Origin of the sequence: Hubeiibacter jixunmingi, assembly GCF_041928215.1 — a bacterium.
GTDB lineage: Bacteria > Pseudomonadota > Gammaproteobacteria > Pseudomonadales > Moraxellaceae > Acinetobacter.
Map to the genome: position 1 here is coordinate 1 of NZ_JBHFHK010000056.1, position 15339 is coordinate 15339.

The following is a 15339-nucleotide window of genomic DNA, read 5'->3' on the forward strand; positions in this document are numbered from 1 at the left end:
TGGGCATCAGTAAGTGTTAGTCTATTCATATAATCAGAATAACTGATTTTCTTTGTATGTCAACACACCCTAAAATATAGGTCAGCAAAATGCGTAAAATGCTATTTTGTTGGCTTATTTGTTGTTGCTAAAGGGTTGATTTTGATTTTTAGATATAAGGAATGTGTTGATGATGAAGAAATTAACTGCTTTGACTTTATTGAGTTTGCTTAGCTTGAATCATATCGCTTTAGCAAATCCTACAACAATACAAAATCAACAAGCCTATCTATCACAGCCACTCTATTTTCATTATTTTAAAATTGATGTGCCTAATGACATTGATTTAAAAAAAACTTTAATAAAGACTGAAATTAATCATTTAGATTTCACTTGGCATGATATTGCCAGTAAGCCTGATTTTGATAAAGTGATTCAACAGCGTGTGGCTTATTATCGAAGCTATCATTATGATTGGGATAAGATTTTTAAATCTTGTCCAAGTCATGAGCAGTGTTCACCTGAAAATTTAATCAATCTAAAACAATTGATTGCCACATTAAATGTCAATACTGCATTATATCGTCATTATCAATATCCGAATTATAGCCATTTTATTTTATCTACCGATGAAAATAAATTAGATGACTTTGCTCAATCTTCTTTTGTTTTGGATAAACTTTATGGGCAATTTTATGCTTATTTTCCACAGCAACAACAATATATCCAAAGCCCACAAATTCAGTTAAGTGAAATGTCATTTACCAATGAGCATTATTATTCAAGGCTAGGTGAAAGTTTTGTGCAAGATTATTTACAGCCTGTCAGCAAAAATGATTTTCTGAATAGTGAAAGAATGATTGTTGGGGCGATGGCAATCACTAAACCAAAATGGCAACCGCATCTTGAATATCAATTGGCATCCAAACAATATTCGATGAACATTCAAATCCGTGTAGAAGAGCCATCTCGTGAGCATCAACACTTAATACAAGATACAATCAATCAACTGAAAAAAGATTATGATTTAAAAGCCATCACCGCTAAGTTATTTACGCCAAAAAACAAACTTGCCGATATGCAAGGCAAACAACAATGTTTTTACGCTCAAGCCAAAAACAGCCAAACCAAAAATAACCAAATCAAGCCATATTCGCAAGTGTGGTGTAATGGCTTGGCTTTGGGACAAGATGATGGTTTTGAGCAACCGATGCTGTCTATCACTATGCAATATCAAAGCGATGGCTCTGATTCGCAAAACAAGCAAGCTTTACAAGCATGGTCGCAATTGATGACAAGTTTAAAGCGTAGATAAATGATTGATAAAATTGCATTAATAGGGTGGTAATAAGCGTCTAAAGCCATGCAATAATACAATCATTAAAAACATCAAATTACGCAAAAGAGTAGTGATACCTCCAAATTTTATCGCAGACTGTGATATTTTGCTCTGATAAACGCGATCAGCTTGTTGAGCGATTTTTTCAAAATAGGCAAAGTTGAGTTTTGGCTCGCACCACATGCCTTGAATATTGGCTTTCAGCTGAGGTGCATAATGAATGCCGACAATACCGCCAAAAATCGCACAAGTGCTATCGGTATCGCCCCCTTGCAAAATCAAATGCGTCATACCTTGTGCGGGTTGCTGTCGATAGTTTTGCCAAGCTTGATACACCGCAGGCACGCTATGATACATATAGCCTGTAATGCCTTGGTGATCCGCCTGATAAGATTGTAATCGTTGCAATAATTCAGGGTCGTTAATTTGTTGTTGTAAAAATTGCTCAACTTGCGTCTGTGACCAATCATGATGGCGTGTTTCTACCCAAGCCAATAATGCAATCCATAAAGCCCCTTGTTCTGCCTTAGGGTCGGTATGGCTTAGCGTGGTACTGATGTGATTAAGTTGTTTAAGCTGTTGAATATCATCGCACAATACGCCCAAAATCGATGCACGCATTGCCGCTCCATTGCCTGCCGAATACATACCAGTATGTTTAAAGCCAAGCCACATTTTAAACAAACTACGTCCTGTTGCCATGCCAATCCCTGCTGGTAAAGTCAGTAACCATAGCATCAAATGGCGTTTCAGTGATTTTTTAAATTTTTCAGCATCGCCAGCACTGTGAATATAAGCTTGCAAAGTCATCACTGCATGTTCGGTATCGTCCGATACCATTGCACCGTTTATTATCGGAATAAAATGATAATACTCGCCACGATAAAATTTTTGCACACGCTTTTTGGATAAATTTTCAAAGCTTAAACCATAGGCATCACCGATTGCACCGCCTATTAAGCAGTGCAAAATCTGTTGTTGTCGGGTACTGGTTTGTGGCTTTGACAAATTAATTTCCAATTTTTTAGGAGTGATTTTAAACTAAACCTAAGTTAAAAATTATTCAAAATTAGACACATCACCCAAGCCATGACGCACCACAACTGGATAATCTTGCGATAAATCTACAATACTGGTGGTGGCAAGTGTTCCCATTCCGGCATCAATAAATACATCGACATGCTTGGATAATTGCATTTCAATATCATACGGATCATCCAAAGGCTCGCTTTGCTTTGGCAAAATCAGCGTACTGGTAATCATCGGCTCGCCCAATTCTTGTAACAACATCTGACAAATCGGGTTGCTTGGAATGCGTAAACCGATGGTTTTTTTCTTCGGGTGCATTAAACGGCGTGGCACTTCACTGCTTGCAGGCAAAATAAATGTGGTAATCGCTGGCGTGTTGGCTTTGAGCAAACGGAAAGTGGCATTATCCACTTTGGCATAATTGGAAATATCGGATAAATCTTGGCAGATAATGGCATATTGATGCTTATCATCCAAGCCACGAATACGAGCGATACGCTCAATGGCGGCTTTATTACCAATTTGACAACCAATGGCATACGCTGCATCGGTTGGGTAAATCACCACATCACCCGCTCGGATGCGTTCAACAGCTTGTTGAATTAGGCGTGGTTGTGGATTGTCAGGATGAATGCGTAAATGTAACATAATCAAAAAATAAAATAATAAAATTGGCTAAATTATAGCAGATAAATGATGATTTTTATCGCTTAATTTATCGCCGATTTATTCATGATCTATTGATGTGTATGCCAAAATTTATCCAAATCAGCTCGCACAAATTCACTGGCATGTAAGTGTTGTTGTGGACGTAATTGTTGAATTAAATAATTAATCCAAATTTTGGCATCTCTCGGCAATTTATCTTTGCCAGTCAAATAACGCTGAACTTGAGCAAATACATTGTCTTTAAAAATATTTTGATTTTGAATACTTTCTGCATTGCCATTCAGATTATCCAAAGACACCCGAAAAGGCTTACCCAAAGCTCGGGTAAACAGCCACTCAACCGCTTGCGGTTTGATTTCTACTTGTTCAAATAAGGCTTGTTGTTCGGCACTGCGTCCGTCTGGCGTGTACCAATAGCCCAAATCAGGTTGCAAACGGCGTTGCATGCCTGCGATGCACCAATGGCTGATTTCATGTAAAGCACTGCTCAAAAAACCATGGGCAAATTGGATACGTGCAGGCTGTGTATCATCGGCTGGAAAATATTCCGGTTCGTCAATACCACGCACTAATACAACATTTTCATAGGCAAAGCATTGATTAAAGTGTAAAATAAGCCAATCCACTTGTGCGGTTTCAGTCATATTAAGCCAATCAAGTGTAGGTTGTTTTGGCTGTGAAGACGTTGATAAAGTCTCAAGATGGGCTGATGACGCATTCATAAACACTGATCACTCTCGGCAATGTACAAAATTTATGTTAAAATTAGCCAATAATTGTAACCTAAACTTTGACATTCGTCTGATGAATTTGTAAAATATTCGCCTTAATTATGTCAGCAAATACTTTTCCGGCACAGATTGAGCCGTTTAAATGGGCAGAGCAAGGTTTTGCATGGGTAGGTCAGCTACCTCTTGCCAACTTTACTCGTGTTGCCCAAGAAGCTGTTGGGTCGATTGAAGGTCAATCGGTTCAAGTCGAGTGTAAGCTCTCTATGGACAGCTATCATCCTTTTGTATGGCTAGACGCTGTGCTTCGCACCAATATTCCTTTGCAATGTCAGCGATGCTTGCAAGCGGTGAATCTTGATGTGGATGCCGATGTGCATATGGCGATATTGAATGATGAAAGCCAAGTAGATCTTTTGGATGAAAATGCTGATTTCATCGTCTTAGGAGACGATGCAAATACACAAAAAGCTGACTATCGTCAGCCTGCTGTGATGAATTTGCTTGGTATCCTAGAAGATGAATTACTGTTGTCGATGCCGATTTCACCAAAGCATGATGAATGCGAAATCAAGCATAAGGCGATGGAGCAGGCTGAGCCTGAACAAAAAAAGGATAATCCTTTTGACGTTCTTGCTGGTCTAAAGGGCAAACTTGGTTCATAATGTGTTATACTTCACCCGAGCCAATTGATTTTATCAATTTTTTTTCATAAGGAGCCTATCATGGCTGTTCAACAAAACCGCAAAACTCGCTCTCGCCGTGATATGCGTCGTTCTCACGATGCTTTGACTGCAAGCACAATCACTGTCGATTCTAAGACTGGCGAAACTCATTTACGTCACCACGTGACTAAAGATGGTGTTTACCGTGGTCGTTCATTATTCGCAAACAACGCTGAATAATTATCGATAGCCGACCGAGTTTGGTCGCGAAAATTGGGGCTTTATGCCCCTTTTTTTTGTCTGTAAAAAAGTGGGCATGAGATTGGTAGTGTCTGATTCCTAATAATGATTCATTATATAAAAAGGGGACTTTTAGAGTTAAAAGTCCCTTTTCTCAAAACATTGTCCAAATTATGCTTGATTAAAATGACTAAAATCAGCAGGACGTTTTTCTTGAAATGCTGTTAATGCTTCACGCATTTCGGCGGATTGTACGCGTTGCATAAAAATTTCTGCTTCTTGATCAATCAATTGCACAATTTCAGTCATATCATGTTTCATCAAAGCTTTACTGGTTTTTAAAGAGACCATTGGCAACTTTGCAAGATGTCTGGCAGTTTTTTCTGCTTGCTCATAAGGTTCATCACAAATTTGATTGATTAAGCCAGCGTGTAGAGCAGTAGCACTGTCAAATTTGCGTGCGGTCATAATCAAATCATTCGCTAACAAATAGCCTGCACGACGTTGTAATAACTGACTAGCCCCCCCTTCAGGCGACAAGCCTAGGCTACTAAACGGCATTTGAAAAACAGCTTTCTCATCTGCGTAAGCAAAATCAGCATGGAGTAATAATGTTACACCGATACCAATCGCTACACCTTTGATGGCAACGATCAGAGGTTTTGAAAATTGTGCGGCAGCTTTAAGCAATAAAAAGGGTGGTTGTTCGGTAGCAGGAATATGCTGTTGCCCGATAAATTTGGCAAAATCCTGCATATCATTTCCTGCAGTCAAATCACCATCCGCACCACGTAGAATGACGACTTGCACTTGTTTAGATTGGTCAGCTTGTTGTAATGCTTGCACTAAAAATAAATATAATTCGCTATATAGTGCATTTTTACTTTGTGGTCTGTCGATGGCAAGCGTGAGAATGCCATGTTGTAGGTCTGCTTTGATATGCTGGTGTGGTTGGCTTAAACAGGTTAATTCGGTCATCGTATGCTCCATCATCAAAAGGTTATTCAAAAAATCATTCATAACAATATGATGTTTTAACAGAAAAATATATCAAATTCGAGTGAGATTTTCGACTGGCTATTCGTTTTTATCATTTGATCACGGCTCTGCACTCTTATTTAAAACGATGCTATACTGTTGTGATCATATCTAGTGATAAATGCACAGCATCGCCATGACACAAAGCTCGCTTTTAGAAAATTCTTTGCATAATCAATCTTTTGACTTTGACTATATCGTCTATATTGGTCGTTTTCAGCCCTTTCATTTAGCACACTTAAAAGTGGTTGAAATGGCATTACAACAAAGTAAATATGTATTACTGGTGTTGGGTTCGGCACAAAATGAACGTAGTTTAAAAAACCCATTCACGGTTAATGAACGCAAAGAAATGATTTTGGCAAATTTTTCTGCTGAAATACAAAAACGTATTATCTTTGTACCGATTATCGATGTGTATAATGATGAAAAATGGGTTAAATTGGTAAAAGAACAAGTCAATTTCGCCATAAATACAAATCAAGCTGATTTAAATCACAATGCCAAAATTGCTTTGATTGGTCATTTTAAAGATGATAGTTCGTATTATTTAAGATTGTTCCCAGAATGGCAATTAATTAATATTGAAAACCTATATCAGCAATTATCCGCTACACCAATTCGTCAAAAATATTATCAAGGGCAAATCGATAATGAGCATTTATCTAAACCTGTGCAAGATTTTTTAAAACAATTTCAAAATAAACTAGTTTACCAAATGCTCAAAGATTATGCACAGCGTGAGGATAATAGCGTGATTGTCAAAGAAGAACAAAAAAATGAATTAGGGTAGTTATCATGATATATACAACTGCTAATTTATTCTTTTATGCAATGCTGTTTAATGCTGTGTTGTATTTTACATTACAGCCTATCGCATTTTTGCTACTTAGACGGCTGAAAAATAATGATATTGAGTTGGATTACATCAATAAGATATTAAGAAATATGAGTTTTTTCCTTTTGTGACATTGATTTTAAGCCTTTTTGATTGTATTTATACAAATGATTTTTCTATGTTTCAACTTTTTAACCCTATTTCCTATTTTATGCGTGACAATAAATTTGCTATTGATAATATTTTATCAACTATCATGTCTTTATTGTTATTCTATGCATGGCTAATTGCTGGTAGTTATTTTATATTTTATTTTTTTAATAAAAATAATCGGTTAGGTATTATTTTATACGGTATTTTATATAAAATGTTTGTATTAAACGTTTTAAGTTTTGGATTAGTCATGATTTACGGTTTTATCCAAAAATCTTTTGGATAATTGAATATAAACCGTAAATATTTTTTTCCTAAATATTCAAATCAAGTATTCAAAAAAAAGCTATTTAAAGCAACGCTTTTAAATCATCCAAAACGATTTGAGCATGTCCATCGGCTTTGACTTTGCGATAGGCTTTGATTAATTTTTCCCCTTTAAAAACAAAAGTTGAACGCTCAATACCAAAGACTTTTTTGCCGTACATATTTTTTTCTTTGATGACATCAAAATGCTTACATAATACTTCATCTTTATCACTGATAAGATCAAAATTAATTGCTTGTTTTTCAATAAAATTTTGATGACTCTTAATGCTATCACGAGAGATGCCTACAATACACGCATTTAGCTGATCCAATTCTTGTTTTAATTCAGAAAATTGATTGGCTTGTTTGGTGCAACCAGCAGTACTGTCTTTTGGATAAAAATATAAAATCAAAAAAGCGTGCTGTTGTGCTAATTGAGCTAAATTTTGCGTACCAGCAGTAGTATCTACGTCTTGCGATGGCAGGGTAATGGTGTCAGACATAATTTTTTTCCAAAAAAATAGGCATTACTATAAAAGAATGCCTAAGATTATGCCATAAGGTATTTATTTTTAGCAATTTTAAAAATTAGCGTTTGCTTTGTTGTGCCATGCTCTGCAATTTCTTGGATAAAGCCGTACCAATGCAAGCTTGTAGATCACGCTGTTGCTGTTGCACAAAAGGTAAGGTTGCAGGATTTTTCTTTTGATTAATCGTGCTAATGATTTGCCATTCTTGTGCTTTGGTCATACGACCTTCCGAGTCAATCTGGCAGGCACAGAATTTGTCAGCTTCGCTGGCATTCAATTTACCTGCTTTATTGATCGTTTCTTTGCAGTTACCAATCAGTGTAGAACGTACATTACTGCTTTTTGCTGGATCTTGTGCAGCAAATGTAGTATTGCTGAGTGACAGTAGGCTGATCATCAGTAATGCTACTGATGATTGAGCAAGCAATTTTTTCATAAAATAACCTTAGAACATTTGGGTGATATGCGAATACGTGTATTCGTGTTTATCTGTATCAATGTGTGTAATAACGCGTAGGATCTGCAACACCAGCGTCTTCAAAGCCTTGCTTTCTTAGACGACAGCTATCACATTTACCACAAGCACGTCCTTCTATATCAGCTTGATAGCAGGATACGGTGTTGGCGTAGTCTAACCCATGTGCTAATCCTAATTGTATAATTTTTGCTTTGGATAAATGTAATAATGGTGTAGCAATTGTGAGTTTTTCACCTTCTACTGCTGCTTTGGTGGCAAGATTTGCCATGTTGCTAAAAGCTTCAATGTATTCTGGACGACAGTCTGGATAGCCTGAATAATCCACTGCATTGACACCAATGACAATGGTTTGAGCCTGTTTCACTTCTGCAAGTGCCATAGCATAAGATAAAAAGATTGTATTACGTGCAGGTACATATGTGCTTGGAATACCATCTTGTGCTTGTTCAGGTACTTGCAAATTATGGTCGGTCAATGATGAACCACCAATAGTACCTAAATCAATATTAATGATACGGTGTTCTACTGCAAACTGTTTTGCCAAACGCCCAGCAGCTTGTAATTCGCTACTAGAGCGTTGTCCATAAATAAAACTTAAAGCATAACAGTCATATTGTGCTGCTGCCCAAGCAAGGCAAGTACTAGAGTCTAAACCGCCAGACAGCAATACCACTGCACGTGGGCGTGCGTTTGGCATCGGAGAAGAATGTGTATTCAAAGTAAAAAGCTCAATAAAAAATAAAAACTATTTTAACATAAATCAAAGATGACACAGCAAGGCTCAACGTCCTTTTTCATCTTGCCAAAGCAACTTGTGTAGTTGCAATTGGAATTTTACAGGCAATTGATCTTGTAAAATCCACTGTGCCAAATCACGGGCAAAAGGCGGTAAGTGAACAGAACCTGTAATTGCAAAAGCAGGCGAGAACCAAACTGTAGATACTTTATGCTGTAATTGATGTTCTGCTAAAAAACTTTTTGACCATTGATAGTCTGTTTGATCACTAATCACAAACTTGATCTGATCATGTGGTGTAAGATGAGCGTAATTTTGAATGAGATTTCTATGCTCTTCATGACTAGAAGGCGTTTTTACATCGACAATACGAGATACACGAGTATCGACCAATGAGATATCCATCGCACCACTGGTTTCCAAAGATACCTTATAGCCCAAATCACATAGTTGTTTGAGTAACGGAATACAGTTAGGTTGTGCCAAAGGTTCACCACCAGTCACACAAACATATTTCGCACCAAAGCGATGAATTTTTTCAATAATATCATCTAAACTTTGGCGTTCACCACCTTCAAAAGAATAGGTCGTATCACAGTAAGTACAACGTAGAGGACAGCCTGTTAGACGTACGAATACAGTGGGATAGCCTGCTTCATTGGCTTCGCCTTGTAGAGAATAAAAAATCTCGGTTAGGCGTAAACCTGCTTGTGGGTCTGTAGTTGGAATGTGCTGATTGCGTAAGGCAGACATAAAATGATAAATCGTGAAAAACTAATGCCTTATTATAGCGAATATCAGCCTTATAAACAGCCTATATTTTGATAAGAAACATTATTTTAAATCATCTAAGCGAGAATCGCTGGTATGCATTGGATTAATCATGCCCATATAATTCAAGTAAGCAAATAAATCTAGTTTGGAGCCAATAATATCTTGCTTTAGCAAACCTTCGACATATTCTGCATAACGATGATGTGCAGGGCTGATTGGTGATTTTTTTGGCGTTAAGACTTTGTTGCGTATGTTTTGATGATGAAATAATACATCAGCAACGCTGTTCATGCCCAGCTGTTCTTGTTGTTCTGGATCTTCAATAAAATTTTCGTAACCAACAAAAATATGCTCACATTCCACACAGCGAACTTTACTGGCGGAAATACTCAATTCAAGTAAAGAAACTTGATAAATGGTATTGCATTTTGGGCATTGGATAAGATATTTCATTGCGAGACAATTTTGATGTTGCAAAGATTGTATATTTCAAGTAAGGCGAAATTATACACTATAATGATAATTTCGCTCAACTTGCAATACAGTCGATTAATTTACACGACGTCCTGACAAACGGCACCAGTTTTCATCACGCATGGCTTGTTCAGTCAAAGCAAAATATGGCTGATAGCATTGTTTGATGTCTTGCACTTGCTCTTCAATCAACCCTGCAAGGGCGATTTCAGCATCTGGCTTGGTCAATTTGTGGAAGGTTTCCACCAACATCATCAATGGCTTAGCTAGAATATTTGCCACCAAAACATCGGCTTTTTGTTCGCCAAATTCAGCATCAAATTCTTCAGGTAAACCGACCCATAACTTATCCGCAACGCCATTTAGCTCCGCATTTTGACGAGTTGCCAATACGGCTTGTGGGTCAATATCGGTAGCATAAACTTTTTTCGCACCCAACAATAACGCCGCCACGCCTAAGATACCCGAACCGCAACCATAATCGACCACTATTTTATCTTTGACATCTGTTTTTCCAAGCCATTGCAAACATAAGAAAGTACTGGCATGATTGCCTGTCCCAAAGGCTAAACCTGGATCGAGTTTTAAATTCACCGCATTGGCATCAGGGGCTTGCAACCATTCAGGCACAATCCAAAAATTTTCCGCCACTTGAATCGGTTCATAATAATCCATCCAGGCACGTTCCCACGCTTGGTCTTCAATCACATCATAACGGCTTGGGGCATCAGGCAAATTGATTTTGATAAAGTTTAATAATTGTTCAGCATCAAGCGGTTCATTTTCATCTTGCTGAAAAATCCCCGTGACAATCACATTATCCCAAAGTGGTGTCTCCCCTGGTAAAGGCTCTAACAAGGCTTGGTCTTGGGCGTCATCTAAAGTCACGCTCACCGCACCAAGTGATAATAATAACGTTTCTGTCAGTTCAACTTGGGCTTGGCTCACGGTAATATGTAATTGTAACCAATTCATAACATGCCTATTTTTACAAAAATTCAGTTCATTATACCTGAGAAAATCATTGTTACGGACGTTTGGATAAAATAATTTACGGGTTAAAATAAATTGTAAGGAAATTACAGTTCTTGCCAAGAATTTTGCTATAATTGGCAGGTTTTTATTTTGTTGTCGATATAATTATGCTTTATCCTAAAGTTTATGATGTGATTGTGATTGGTGGCGGTCATGCGGGTACCGAAGCGGCATTGGCTGCGGCACGTATGGGACGTCAAACGCTACTATTAACCCATAATATCGAAACTTTGGGGCAGATGAGCTGTAACCCTGCGATTGGTGGGATCGGCAAATCACATTTGGTACGTGAAATTGATGCTTTGGGCGGTGCAATGGCATTGGCAGCCGATAAAGGTGGTATTCAATTTCGTATCTTAAATTCTCGTAAAGGGGCGGCGGTGCGTGCTACACGTGCTCAAGCCGACCGTGTGCGTTATAAAGCGGCAATTCGCCATGCTCTAGAAAATCAAGCCAATCTCGATATATTCCAACAAGCAGCGGATGATTTGATTGTTGAAGGCGATACCGTCAAAGGTGTAGTTACGCAAATGGGCGTGCGTTTTGACTGTAAAACTGTTGTACTCACTACAGGAACATTTTTGGGCGGTGTGATTCATATTGGTTTGCAAAATAGCAGTGGTGGGCGTGCAGGCGATCCGCCATCGATTGCCTTGGCACATCGTTTGCGTGAACTCAATCTTCCTGTTGGGCGATTAAAAACCGGTACACCACCACGTATTGATGCACGCAGTGTAGATTTTTCGGTGATGACTGCACAACCAGGGGATTTCCCATCGCCAGTGATGTCTTTTATGGGTGATGTGTCGATGCACCCAGAACAAGTCAGCTGTTATATTACCCATACCAATGAAAAAACCCATGACATTATTCGAAGTGGCTTAGACCGTTCGCCAATGTATACAGGCGTGATTGAAGGTGTAGGCCCTCGTTATTGTCCATCGATTGAAGATAAAATTCACCGTTTTGCCGATAAAGATTCGCATCAAGTATTCTTGGAGCCTGAGGGCTTGGATACGCATGAACTTTATCCAAATGGTATCTCGACATCATTGCCTTTTGATATTCAATTTGAATTGGTGCGTTCAATCCGTGGTATGGAAAATGCCCATATCTTACGCCCAGGTTATGCGATTGAGTATGATTATTTTGACCCACAAGCCTTAAAATATACCTTAGAAACCAAAGCGATTAATAATCTGTATTTTGCTGGTCAAATCAACGGCACGACAGGTTATGAAGAAGCAGGGGCACAAGGTCTATTGGCAGGTTTAAACGCCGCTCGCCGTGCGTGGGAACAAGAACAATGGACGCCTGAACGTGACCAAGCTTATCTCGGTGTACTGGTTGATGATTTGATTACACTGGGTACAAAAGAGCCATATCGTATGTTTACCTCTCGTGCTGAATATCGTTTGATGTTGCGTGAAGACAATGCCGACCAACGTTTAACCCCGATTGGGCGTGAGCTTGGTTTGGTCGATGATATGCGTTGGCAAGCCTATTGCGAAAAAATGGAAGCAGTAGAAACCGAAACGGCACGCTTGGCACATCTTTGGGCTGCACCGAATAATCCATTAGGCAAAAAGTTTGTGGAAATGACCGGTGCGGATTTAAGCAAAGAAAGCAATGCCATTGATTTGTTAAAGCGTCCGAATATTAGTTTTGCACAAATTGCTGAATTGACTGATTCACAAGTATCGGTACAAGTCGGTGAACAAATCGAAATCGCCACCAAATACGAAGGTTATATCAACCGTCAGCAAGATGATGTTGCTCAATTAAAACGCTTGCAAGAAACCAAAATCCCAAGTGATTTTGATTATGATGCGGTGTCGGGTTTATCGCGTGAAATCACGCAAAAGCTCAAAACCATTCGCCCTGATACTTTGGCTCAAGCCAGCCGTATTTCTGGGGTAACACCTGCGGCAGTACAATTGGTGATGATTAGCATTCGTAAACAAGCACAAGCCAAACATGTTTTGGCTTAATGGTTGAAAATAACTTTGAGTTTGAATATAGGTTAAATCATGCAAAAGCCAACAAAACAAAAAATATTCAATGGGTTGCGTGCGGCAGGGCGTGTCGGCGAAACTGCGGCAATGGTCGGTAAGGCGGGCTTTAAATGGCTACAGCAAGGCATTCAAACTAATGATACTGCCAGCCAAGCTCGTTTGATGCGTGAAACCTTTGAGGACTTGGGGGCAACCTATATCAAACTGGGGCAATTTATCGCCAGTACGCCATCATTATTTCCACGAGAATATGTGGAAGAGTTTCAAAAATGCTTAGATCAAACGCCTGCTTTGCCTTTTTCATATATTGAAGAGGTGCTTGAGCAAGAATTTGCAGGACGTGATTTAAAACAAATTTTTGCATCGATTGACCCAAAATCTTTGGCATCGGCATCGATTGCACAAGTCCATGCTGCCAAATTGGTGACTGGGCAAGATGTGGTGATTAAGGTACAAAAGCCCAATGTTGAAACCATTTTATCAACCGATCTCAATGTGGTGCATTTGACTACAAAATTATTGGAAAAAGCCTTACCCAAAATCAAATTTGCATCACTTGCCGACATTACCGAAGAAATCAAAACCCGTATGATTCGAGAAGTGGACTTTGTGGAAGAAGCCCAAAATTTACAAGACTTTTTGCAATATTTACAAATTAGTCAAAACACGCAAGCCACAGCCCCGAGAGTTTATCCTGAATATTCCACAGCCAAAGTGCTGACCATGCAACGTTTATATGGTGTGCCATTGACCGATTTGGATGTGGTAAAACAATATGCCGATGACCCAACACAAGTGCTGATTACTGCGATGAATACATGGTTCGGTAGTCTGATGATGTGTAAAAGCTTTCATGCCGATTTGCATGCGGGCAATTTGATGTTGCTGGAAGATGGGCGGATTGGATTTATTGATTTTGGTATTGTTGGACAATTAAAACCAAGCGTATGGGCGGCAGCGATTCGCTTTATGGATGCCTTGCAACAGGTTGATTTTTCAGCGATGGCGGAAAATATGCTTGAGATGGGCATGACCGATCATCAGGTGGATACGGTACGTCTGGCGGAAGATTTACAGCGTTTGTTTAATGGTGATTTTTTTGCTGATGCCAAAAGTATGATGAATACGCAACCAAGCGAACTCAATGACATCATGCTTGATGTGGTGGCAGTGGGTGAGCGTCATGGTATTCGATTCCCTAGAGATTTTGCCTTATTATTCAAACAGATGTTGTATTTTGATCGCTTTATGCGAGTGTTAGCCCCGTATATTGATATTTATGCCGATCAGCGTTTGCACGTGTTGCAAGATGTCAAAATGCATGATGTACAACCGCAAGTCAAATTGTTGCAATAGGCATATACCGCTCAATTTTTTTAAAAATAGCTAAAAGAAAATTCGGAGAAAATCATGACACAAGATTGTATTATGATTGATGGTTTGCACATTGATACCATCATTGGCTGTTTGGATTGGGAACGCCAAGTCAGCCAACCTGTGGTAGTGGATCTCAAAATCTATGTGGATTTGAGCAAAGCAGGCTTGAGCGATGACTTAAATGACACCTTGGACTATGCTCAAATTTGTGACATTACCACACAGACCATTCAACAGTTACAAGCCCAATTGGTGGAACACGCAGGTTTGACGGTGATTCAACGTTTATTTGCGTGGGACAATCGTATCGAAAAAATTGCTTTGAGCATCAAAAAACCAACCATCTTGCCACAAACGCAAGCAGTGGGGATTTATTTGGAGCGTAGCCGTCCATGATATTGGCTTTGGCATTGGCAAGTAATTTACAGCCCAAACATCATATCGCTTGGGCGAAGCAGCAGCTTGATTCGCTTGGGTTATGTCAATGGGCGGATGTTTTTCAGATTCCGTGCCGTGATGGTATTGGGGCGGATTATGATAATACGGCGTGTTTATTAGAATTATCCGATAGGCAACAGCACGCTTTATTGAAAAAAATCGCTATAACATGTGGTTTAAATAATGCTGAAAATAATGATTTAAATCAAAATTTTATCGAACAGTTTAAATTATATTTGCATCATTTGGAATTGCAAATAGGACGTGTTCGACCATCGCATGCGATTTCTTTGGATATAGATTTGATTGCATGGGGGGATGATATTCAACATTTGCAATACAATCCCAAAAAATTACCACTTGCTCAAGATGTCATTATTCCTTTACAGCAGTTAATAGATTTAGGTGATGATGAAAGTAATAGACCTCTTTCGAAAATGTAAATTTAGCGATTAACTTGCCAATTTATAAATCCTGCCACTAATTTCATTCTCA

General features: G+C 38.8%; 19 protein-coding genes. 9 read left to right on the top strand and 10 right to left on the bottom strand.

What is annotated here, in order from left to right; all coding sequences use genetic code 11:
• Nucleotides 1–169: 169 nt before the first annotated feature.
• Entirely contained in the window at nucleotides 170–1294 is a 1125-nt protein-coding gene (locus ACEYX7_RS08605; protein WP_374804910.1) for a hypothetical protein, read from the top strand.
• Nucleotides 1295–1312: 18 nt separating this feature from the next.
• On the opposite strand, the gene ACEYX7_RS08610 is transcribed toward ACEYX7_RS08605, so the two are convergent.
• From ACEYX7_RS08610 to ACEYX7_RS08620, 3 genes are all read right to left on the bottom strand, one after another.
• Nucleotides 1313–2326: an ADP-ribosylglycohydrolase family protein gene (locus tag ACEYX7_RS08610; RefSeq protein WP_374804911.1), complete on the bottom strand. Its 1014-nt coding sequence runs from the start codon at nucleotides 2324–2326 to the stop codon at nucleotides 1313–1315.
• Between the two features lie 51 nt (nucleotides 2327–2377).
• Nucleotides 2378–2995: an L-threonylcarbamoyladenylate synthase gene (locus ACEYX7_RS08615; protein WP_374804912.1), complete on the bottom strand. Its 618-nt coding sequence runs from the start codon at nucleotides 2993–2995 to the stop codon at nucleotides 2378–2380.
• Nucleotides 2996–3084: 89 nt separating this feature from the next.
• Nucleotides 3085–3738, bottom strand: a complete 654-nt coding sequence (locus ACEYX7_RS08620; protein WP_374804913.1) for an elongation factor P hydroxylase — start codon at nucleotides 3736–3738, stop codon at nucleotides 3085–3087.
• A gap of 110 nt (nucleotides 3739–3848) precedes the next feature.
• Here ACEYX7_RS08620 and ACEYX7_RS08625 point away from each other — a divergent pair, with 110 nt between their 5' ends.
• Nucleotides 3849–4409 (top strand): YceD family protein, encoded by a 561-nt coding sequence (locus ACEYX7_RS08625; RefSeq protein WP_374804914.1) that lies wholly within the window; start codon nucleotides 3849–3851, stop codon nucleotides 4407–4409.
• A 60-nt stretch (nucleotides 4410–4469) separates the two neighbouring features.
• A complete protein-coding gene (gene rpmF / locus ACEYX7_RS08630) occupies nucleotides 4470–4649 on the top strand; it encodes a 50S ribosomal protein L32 (RefSeq protein WP_374804915.1) in 180 nt (59 codons plus the stop codon).
• Nucleotides 4650–4820: 171 nt separating this feature from the next.
• On the opposite strand, the gene ACEYX7_RS08635 is transcribed toward rpmF, so the two are convergent.
• Nucleotides 4821–5627: an enoyl-CoA hydratase-related protein gene (locus ACEYX7_RS08635; protein ID WP_374804916.1), complete on the bottom strand. Its 807-nt coding sequence runs from the start codon at nucleotides 5625–5627 to the stop codon at nucleotides 4821–4823.
• 196 nt (nucleotides 5628–5823) lie between these two features.
• Between ACEYX7_RS08635 and ACEYX7_RS08640 the strand changes: the two genes are divergently transcribed.
• Both ACEYX7_RS08640 and ACEYX7_RS08645 read left to right on the top strand, forming a co-directional pair.
• Complete coding sequence (locus tag ACEYX7_RS08640) at nucleotides 5824–6480, top strand: nicotinate-nicotinamide nucleotide adenylyltransferase (protein ID WP_374804927.1); 657 nt, start codon at nucleotides 5824–5826, stop codon at nucleotides 6478–6480.
• Between the two features lie 223 nt (nucleotides 6481–6703).
• Complete coding sequence (locus ACEYX7_RS08645) at nucleotides 6704–6964, top strand: hypothetical protein (RefSeq protein WP_374804917.1); 261 nt, start codon at nucleotides 6704–6706, stop codon at nucleotides 6962–6964.
• A 64-nt stretch (nucleotides 6965–7028) separates the two neighbouring features.
• Here ACEYX7_RS08645 and ACEYX7_RS08650 read toward each other — a convergent pair whose 3' ends face one another.
• The 6 genes from ACEYX7_RS08650 to prmA all read right to left on the bottom strand — a co-directional run bounded on the left by ACEYX7_RS08650 (nucleotide 7029) and on the right by prmA (nucleotide 10954).
• Nucleotides 7029–7490 (bottom strand): peroxiredoxin, encoded by a 462-nt coding sequence (locus ACEYX7_RS08650; RefSeq protein WP_374804918.1) that lies wholly within the window; start codon nucleotides 7488–7490, stop codon nucleotides 7029–7031.
• Between the two features lie 85 nt (nucleotides 7491–7575).
• The gene (locus ACEYX7_RS08655; RefSeq protein WP_374804919.1) at nucleotides 7576–7953 is read right to left on the bottom strand and encodes a hypothetical protein; all 378 of its coding nucleotides are present in this window, start codon (nucleotides 7951–7953) and stop codon (nucleotides 7576–7578) included.
• 58 nt (nucleotides 7954–8011) lie between these two features.
• Entirely contained in the window at nucleotides 8012–8692 is a 681-nt protein-coding gene (gene queC / locus ACEYX7_RS08660) for a 7-cyano-7-deazaguanine synthase QueC (protein ID WP_374804928.1), read from the bottom strand.
• A gap of 84 nt (nucleotides 8693–8776) precedes the next feature.
• Entirely contained in the window at nucleotides 8777–9484 is a 708-nt protein-coding gene (queE, locus tag ACEYX7_RS08665; protein ID WP_374804920.1) for a 7-carboxy-7-deazaguanine synthase QueE, read from the bottom strand.
• A gap of 81 nt (nucleotides 9485–9565) precedes the next feature.
• Nucleotides 9566–9958: an MJ0042-type zinc finger domain-containing protein gene (locus tag ACEYX7_RS08670; protein WP_374804921.1), complete on the bottom strand. Its 393-nt coding sequence runs from the start codon at nucleotides 9956–9958 to the stop codon at nucleotides 9566–9568.
• 96 nt (nucleotides 9959–10054) lie between these two features.
• Nucleotides 10055–10954 (bottom strand): 50S ribosomal protein L11 methyltransferase, encoded by a 900-nt coding sequence (gene prmA / locus ACEYX7_RS08675; protein WP_374900443.1) that lies wholly within the window; start codon nucleotides 10952–10954, stop codon nucleotides 10055–10057.
• A gap of 167 nt (nucleotides 10955–11121) precedes the next feature.
• Here prmA and mnmG point away from each other — a divergent pair, with 167 nt between their 5' ends.
• From mnmG to ACEYX7_RS08695, 4 genes are read left to right on the top strand one after another with little or no spacing between them, the layout of a single operon-like run.
• On the top strand, nucleotides 11122–13005 hold the full coding sequence (mnmG, locus tag ACEYX7_RS08680; RefSeq protein WP_374804923.1) for a tRNA uridine-5-carboxymethylaminomethyl(34) synthesis enzyme MnmG: 1884 nt from the start codon (nucleotides 11122–11124) through the stop codon (nucleotides 13003–13005).
• Between the two features lie 39 nt (nucleotides 13006–13044).
• Nucleotides 13045–14385 carry an ABC1 kinase family protein gene (locus ACEYX7_RS08685; protein WP_374806996.1) on the top strand — a complete coding sequence of 447 codons (1341 nt, stop codon included), beginning with the start codon at nucleotides 13045–13047 and terminating at the stop codon, nucleotides 14383–14385.
• A gap of 54 nt (nucleotides 14386–14439) precedes the next feature.
• On the top strand, nucleotides 14440–14802 hold the full coding sequence (gene folB, locus ACEYX7_RS08690; RefSeq protein ID WP_374804925.1) for a dihydroneopterin aldolase: 363 nt from the start codon (nucleotides 14440–14442) through the stop codon (nucleotides 14800–14802).
• Nucleotides 14799–15287 (top strand): 2-amino-4-hydroxy-6-hydroxymethyldihydropteridine pyrophosphokinase, encoded by a 489-nt coding sequence (locus ACEYX7_RS08695; protein WP_374804926.1) that lies wholly within the window; start codon nucleotides 14799–14801, stop codon nucleotides 15285–15287. Before folB ends, ACEYX7_RS08695 begins: the two co-directional genes overlap by 4 nt.
• Nucleotides 15288–15339: the final 52 nt, after the last annotated feature.

What these genes read in the sequence shown, in the direction of transcription:
- ACEYX7_RS08605 (WP_374804910.1), top strand. Translation starts at nt 170, where the DNA reads ATGATGAAGAAATTAACTGCTTTGACTTTATTGAGTTTGCTTAGCTTG.
- ACEYX7_RS08615 (WP_374804912.1), bottom strand. Translation starts at nt 2,995, where the DNA reads ATGTTACATTTACGCATTCATCCTGACAATCCACAACCACGCCTAATT.
- ACEYX7_RS08620 (WP_374804913.1), bottom strand. Translation starts at nt 3,738, where the DNA reads ATGAATGCGTCATCAGCCCATCTTGAGACTTTATCAACGTCTTCACAG.
- ACEYX7_RS08625 (WP_374804914.1), top strand. Translation starts at nt 3,849, where the DNA reads ATGTCAGCAAATACTTTTCCGGCACAGATTGAGCCGTTTAAATGGGCA.
- rpmF (WP_374804915.1), top strand. Translation starts at nt 4,470, where the DNA reads ATGGCTGTTCAACAAAACCGCAAAACTCGCTCTCGCCGTGATATGCGT.
- ACEYX7_RS08635 (WP_374804916.1), bottom strand. Translation starts at nt 5,627, where the DNA reads ATGACCGAATTAACCTGTTTAAGCCAACCACACCAGCATATCAAAGCA.
- ACEYX7_RS08640 (WP_374804927.1), top strand. Translation starts at nt 5,824, where the DNA reads ATGACACAAAGCTCGCTTTTAGAAAATTCTTTGCATAATCAATCTTTT.
- ACEYX7_RS08645 (WP_374804917.1), top strand. Translation starts at nt 6,704, where the DNA reads ATGTTTCAACTTTTTAACCCTATTTCCTATTTTATGCGTGACAATAAA.
- ACEYX7_RS08650 (WP_374804918.1), bottom strand. Translation starts at nt 7,490, where the DNA reads ATGTCTGACACCATTACCCTGCCATCGCAAGACGTAGATACTACTGCT.
- ACEYX7_RS08655 (WP_374804919.1), bottom strand. Translation starts at nt 7,953, where the DNA reads ATGAAAAAATTGCTTGCTCAATCATCAGTAGCATTACTGATGATCAGC.
- queC (WP_374804928.1), bottom strand. Translation starts at nt 8,692, where the DNA reads ATGCCAAACGCACGCCCACGTGCAGTGGTATTGCTGTCTGGCGGTTTA.
- queE (WP_374804920.1), bottom strand. Translation starts at nt 9,484, where the DNA reads ATGTCTGCCTTACGCAATCAGCACATTCCAACTACAGACCCACAAGCA.
- ACEYX7_RS08670 (WP_374804921.1), bottom strand. Translation starts at nt 9,958, where the DNA reads ATGAAATATCTTATCCAATGCCCAAAATGCAATACCATTTATCAAGTT.
- prmA (WP_374900443.1), bottom strand. Translation starts at nt 10,954, where the DNA reads ATGAATTGGTTACAATTACATATTACCGTGAGCCAAGCCCAAGTTGAA.
- mnmG (WP_374804923.1), top strand. Translation starts at nt 11,122, where the DNA reads ATGCTTTATCCTAAAGTTTATGATGTGATTGTGATTGGTGGCGGTCAT.
- ACEYX7_RS08685 (WP_374806996.1), top strand. Translation starts at nt 13,045, where the DNA reads ATGCAAAAGCCAACAAAACAAAAAATATTCAATGGGTTGCGTGCGGCA.
- folB (WP_374804925.1), top strand. Translation starts at nt 14,440, where the DNA reads ATGACACAAGATTGTATTATGATTGATGGTTTGCACATTGATACCATC.
- ACEYX7_RS08695 (WP_374804926.1), top strand. Translation starts at nt 14,799, where the DNA reads ATGATATTGGCTTTGGCATTGGCAAGTAATTTACAGCCCAAACATCAT.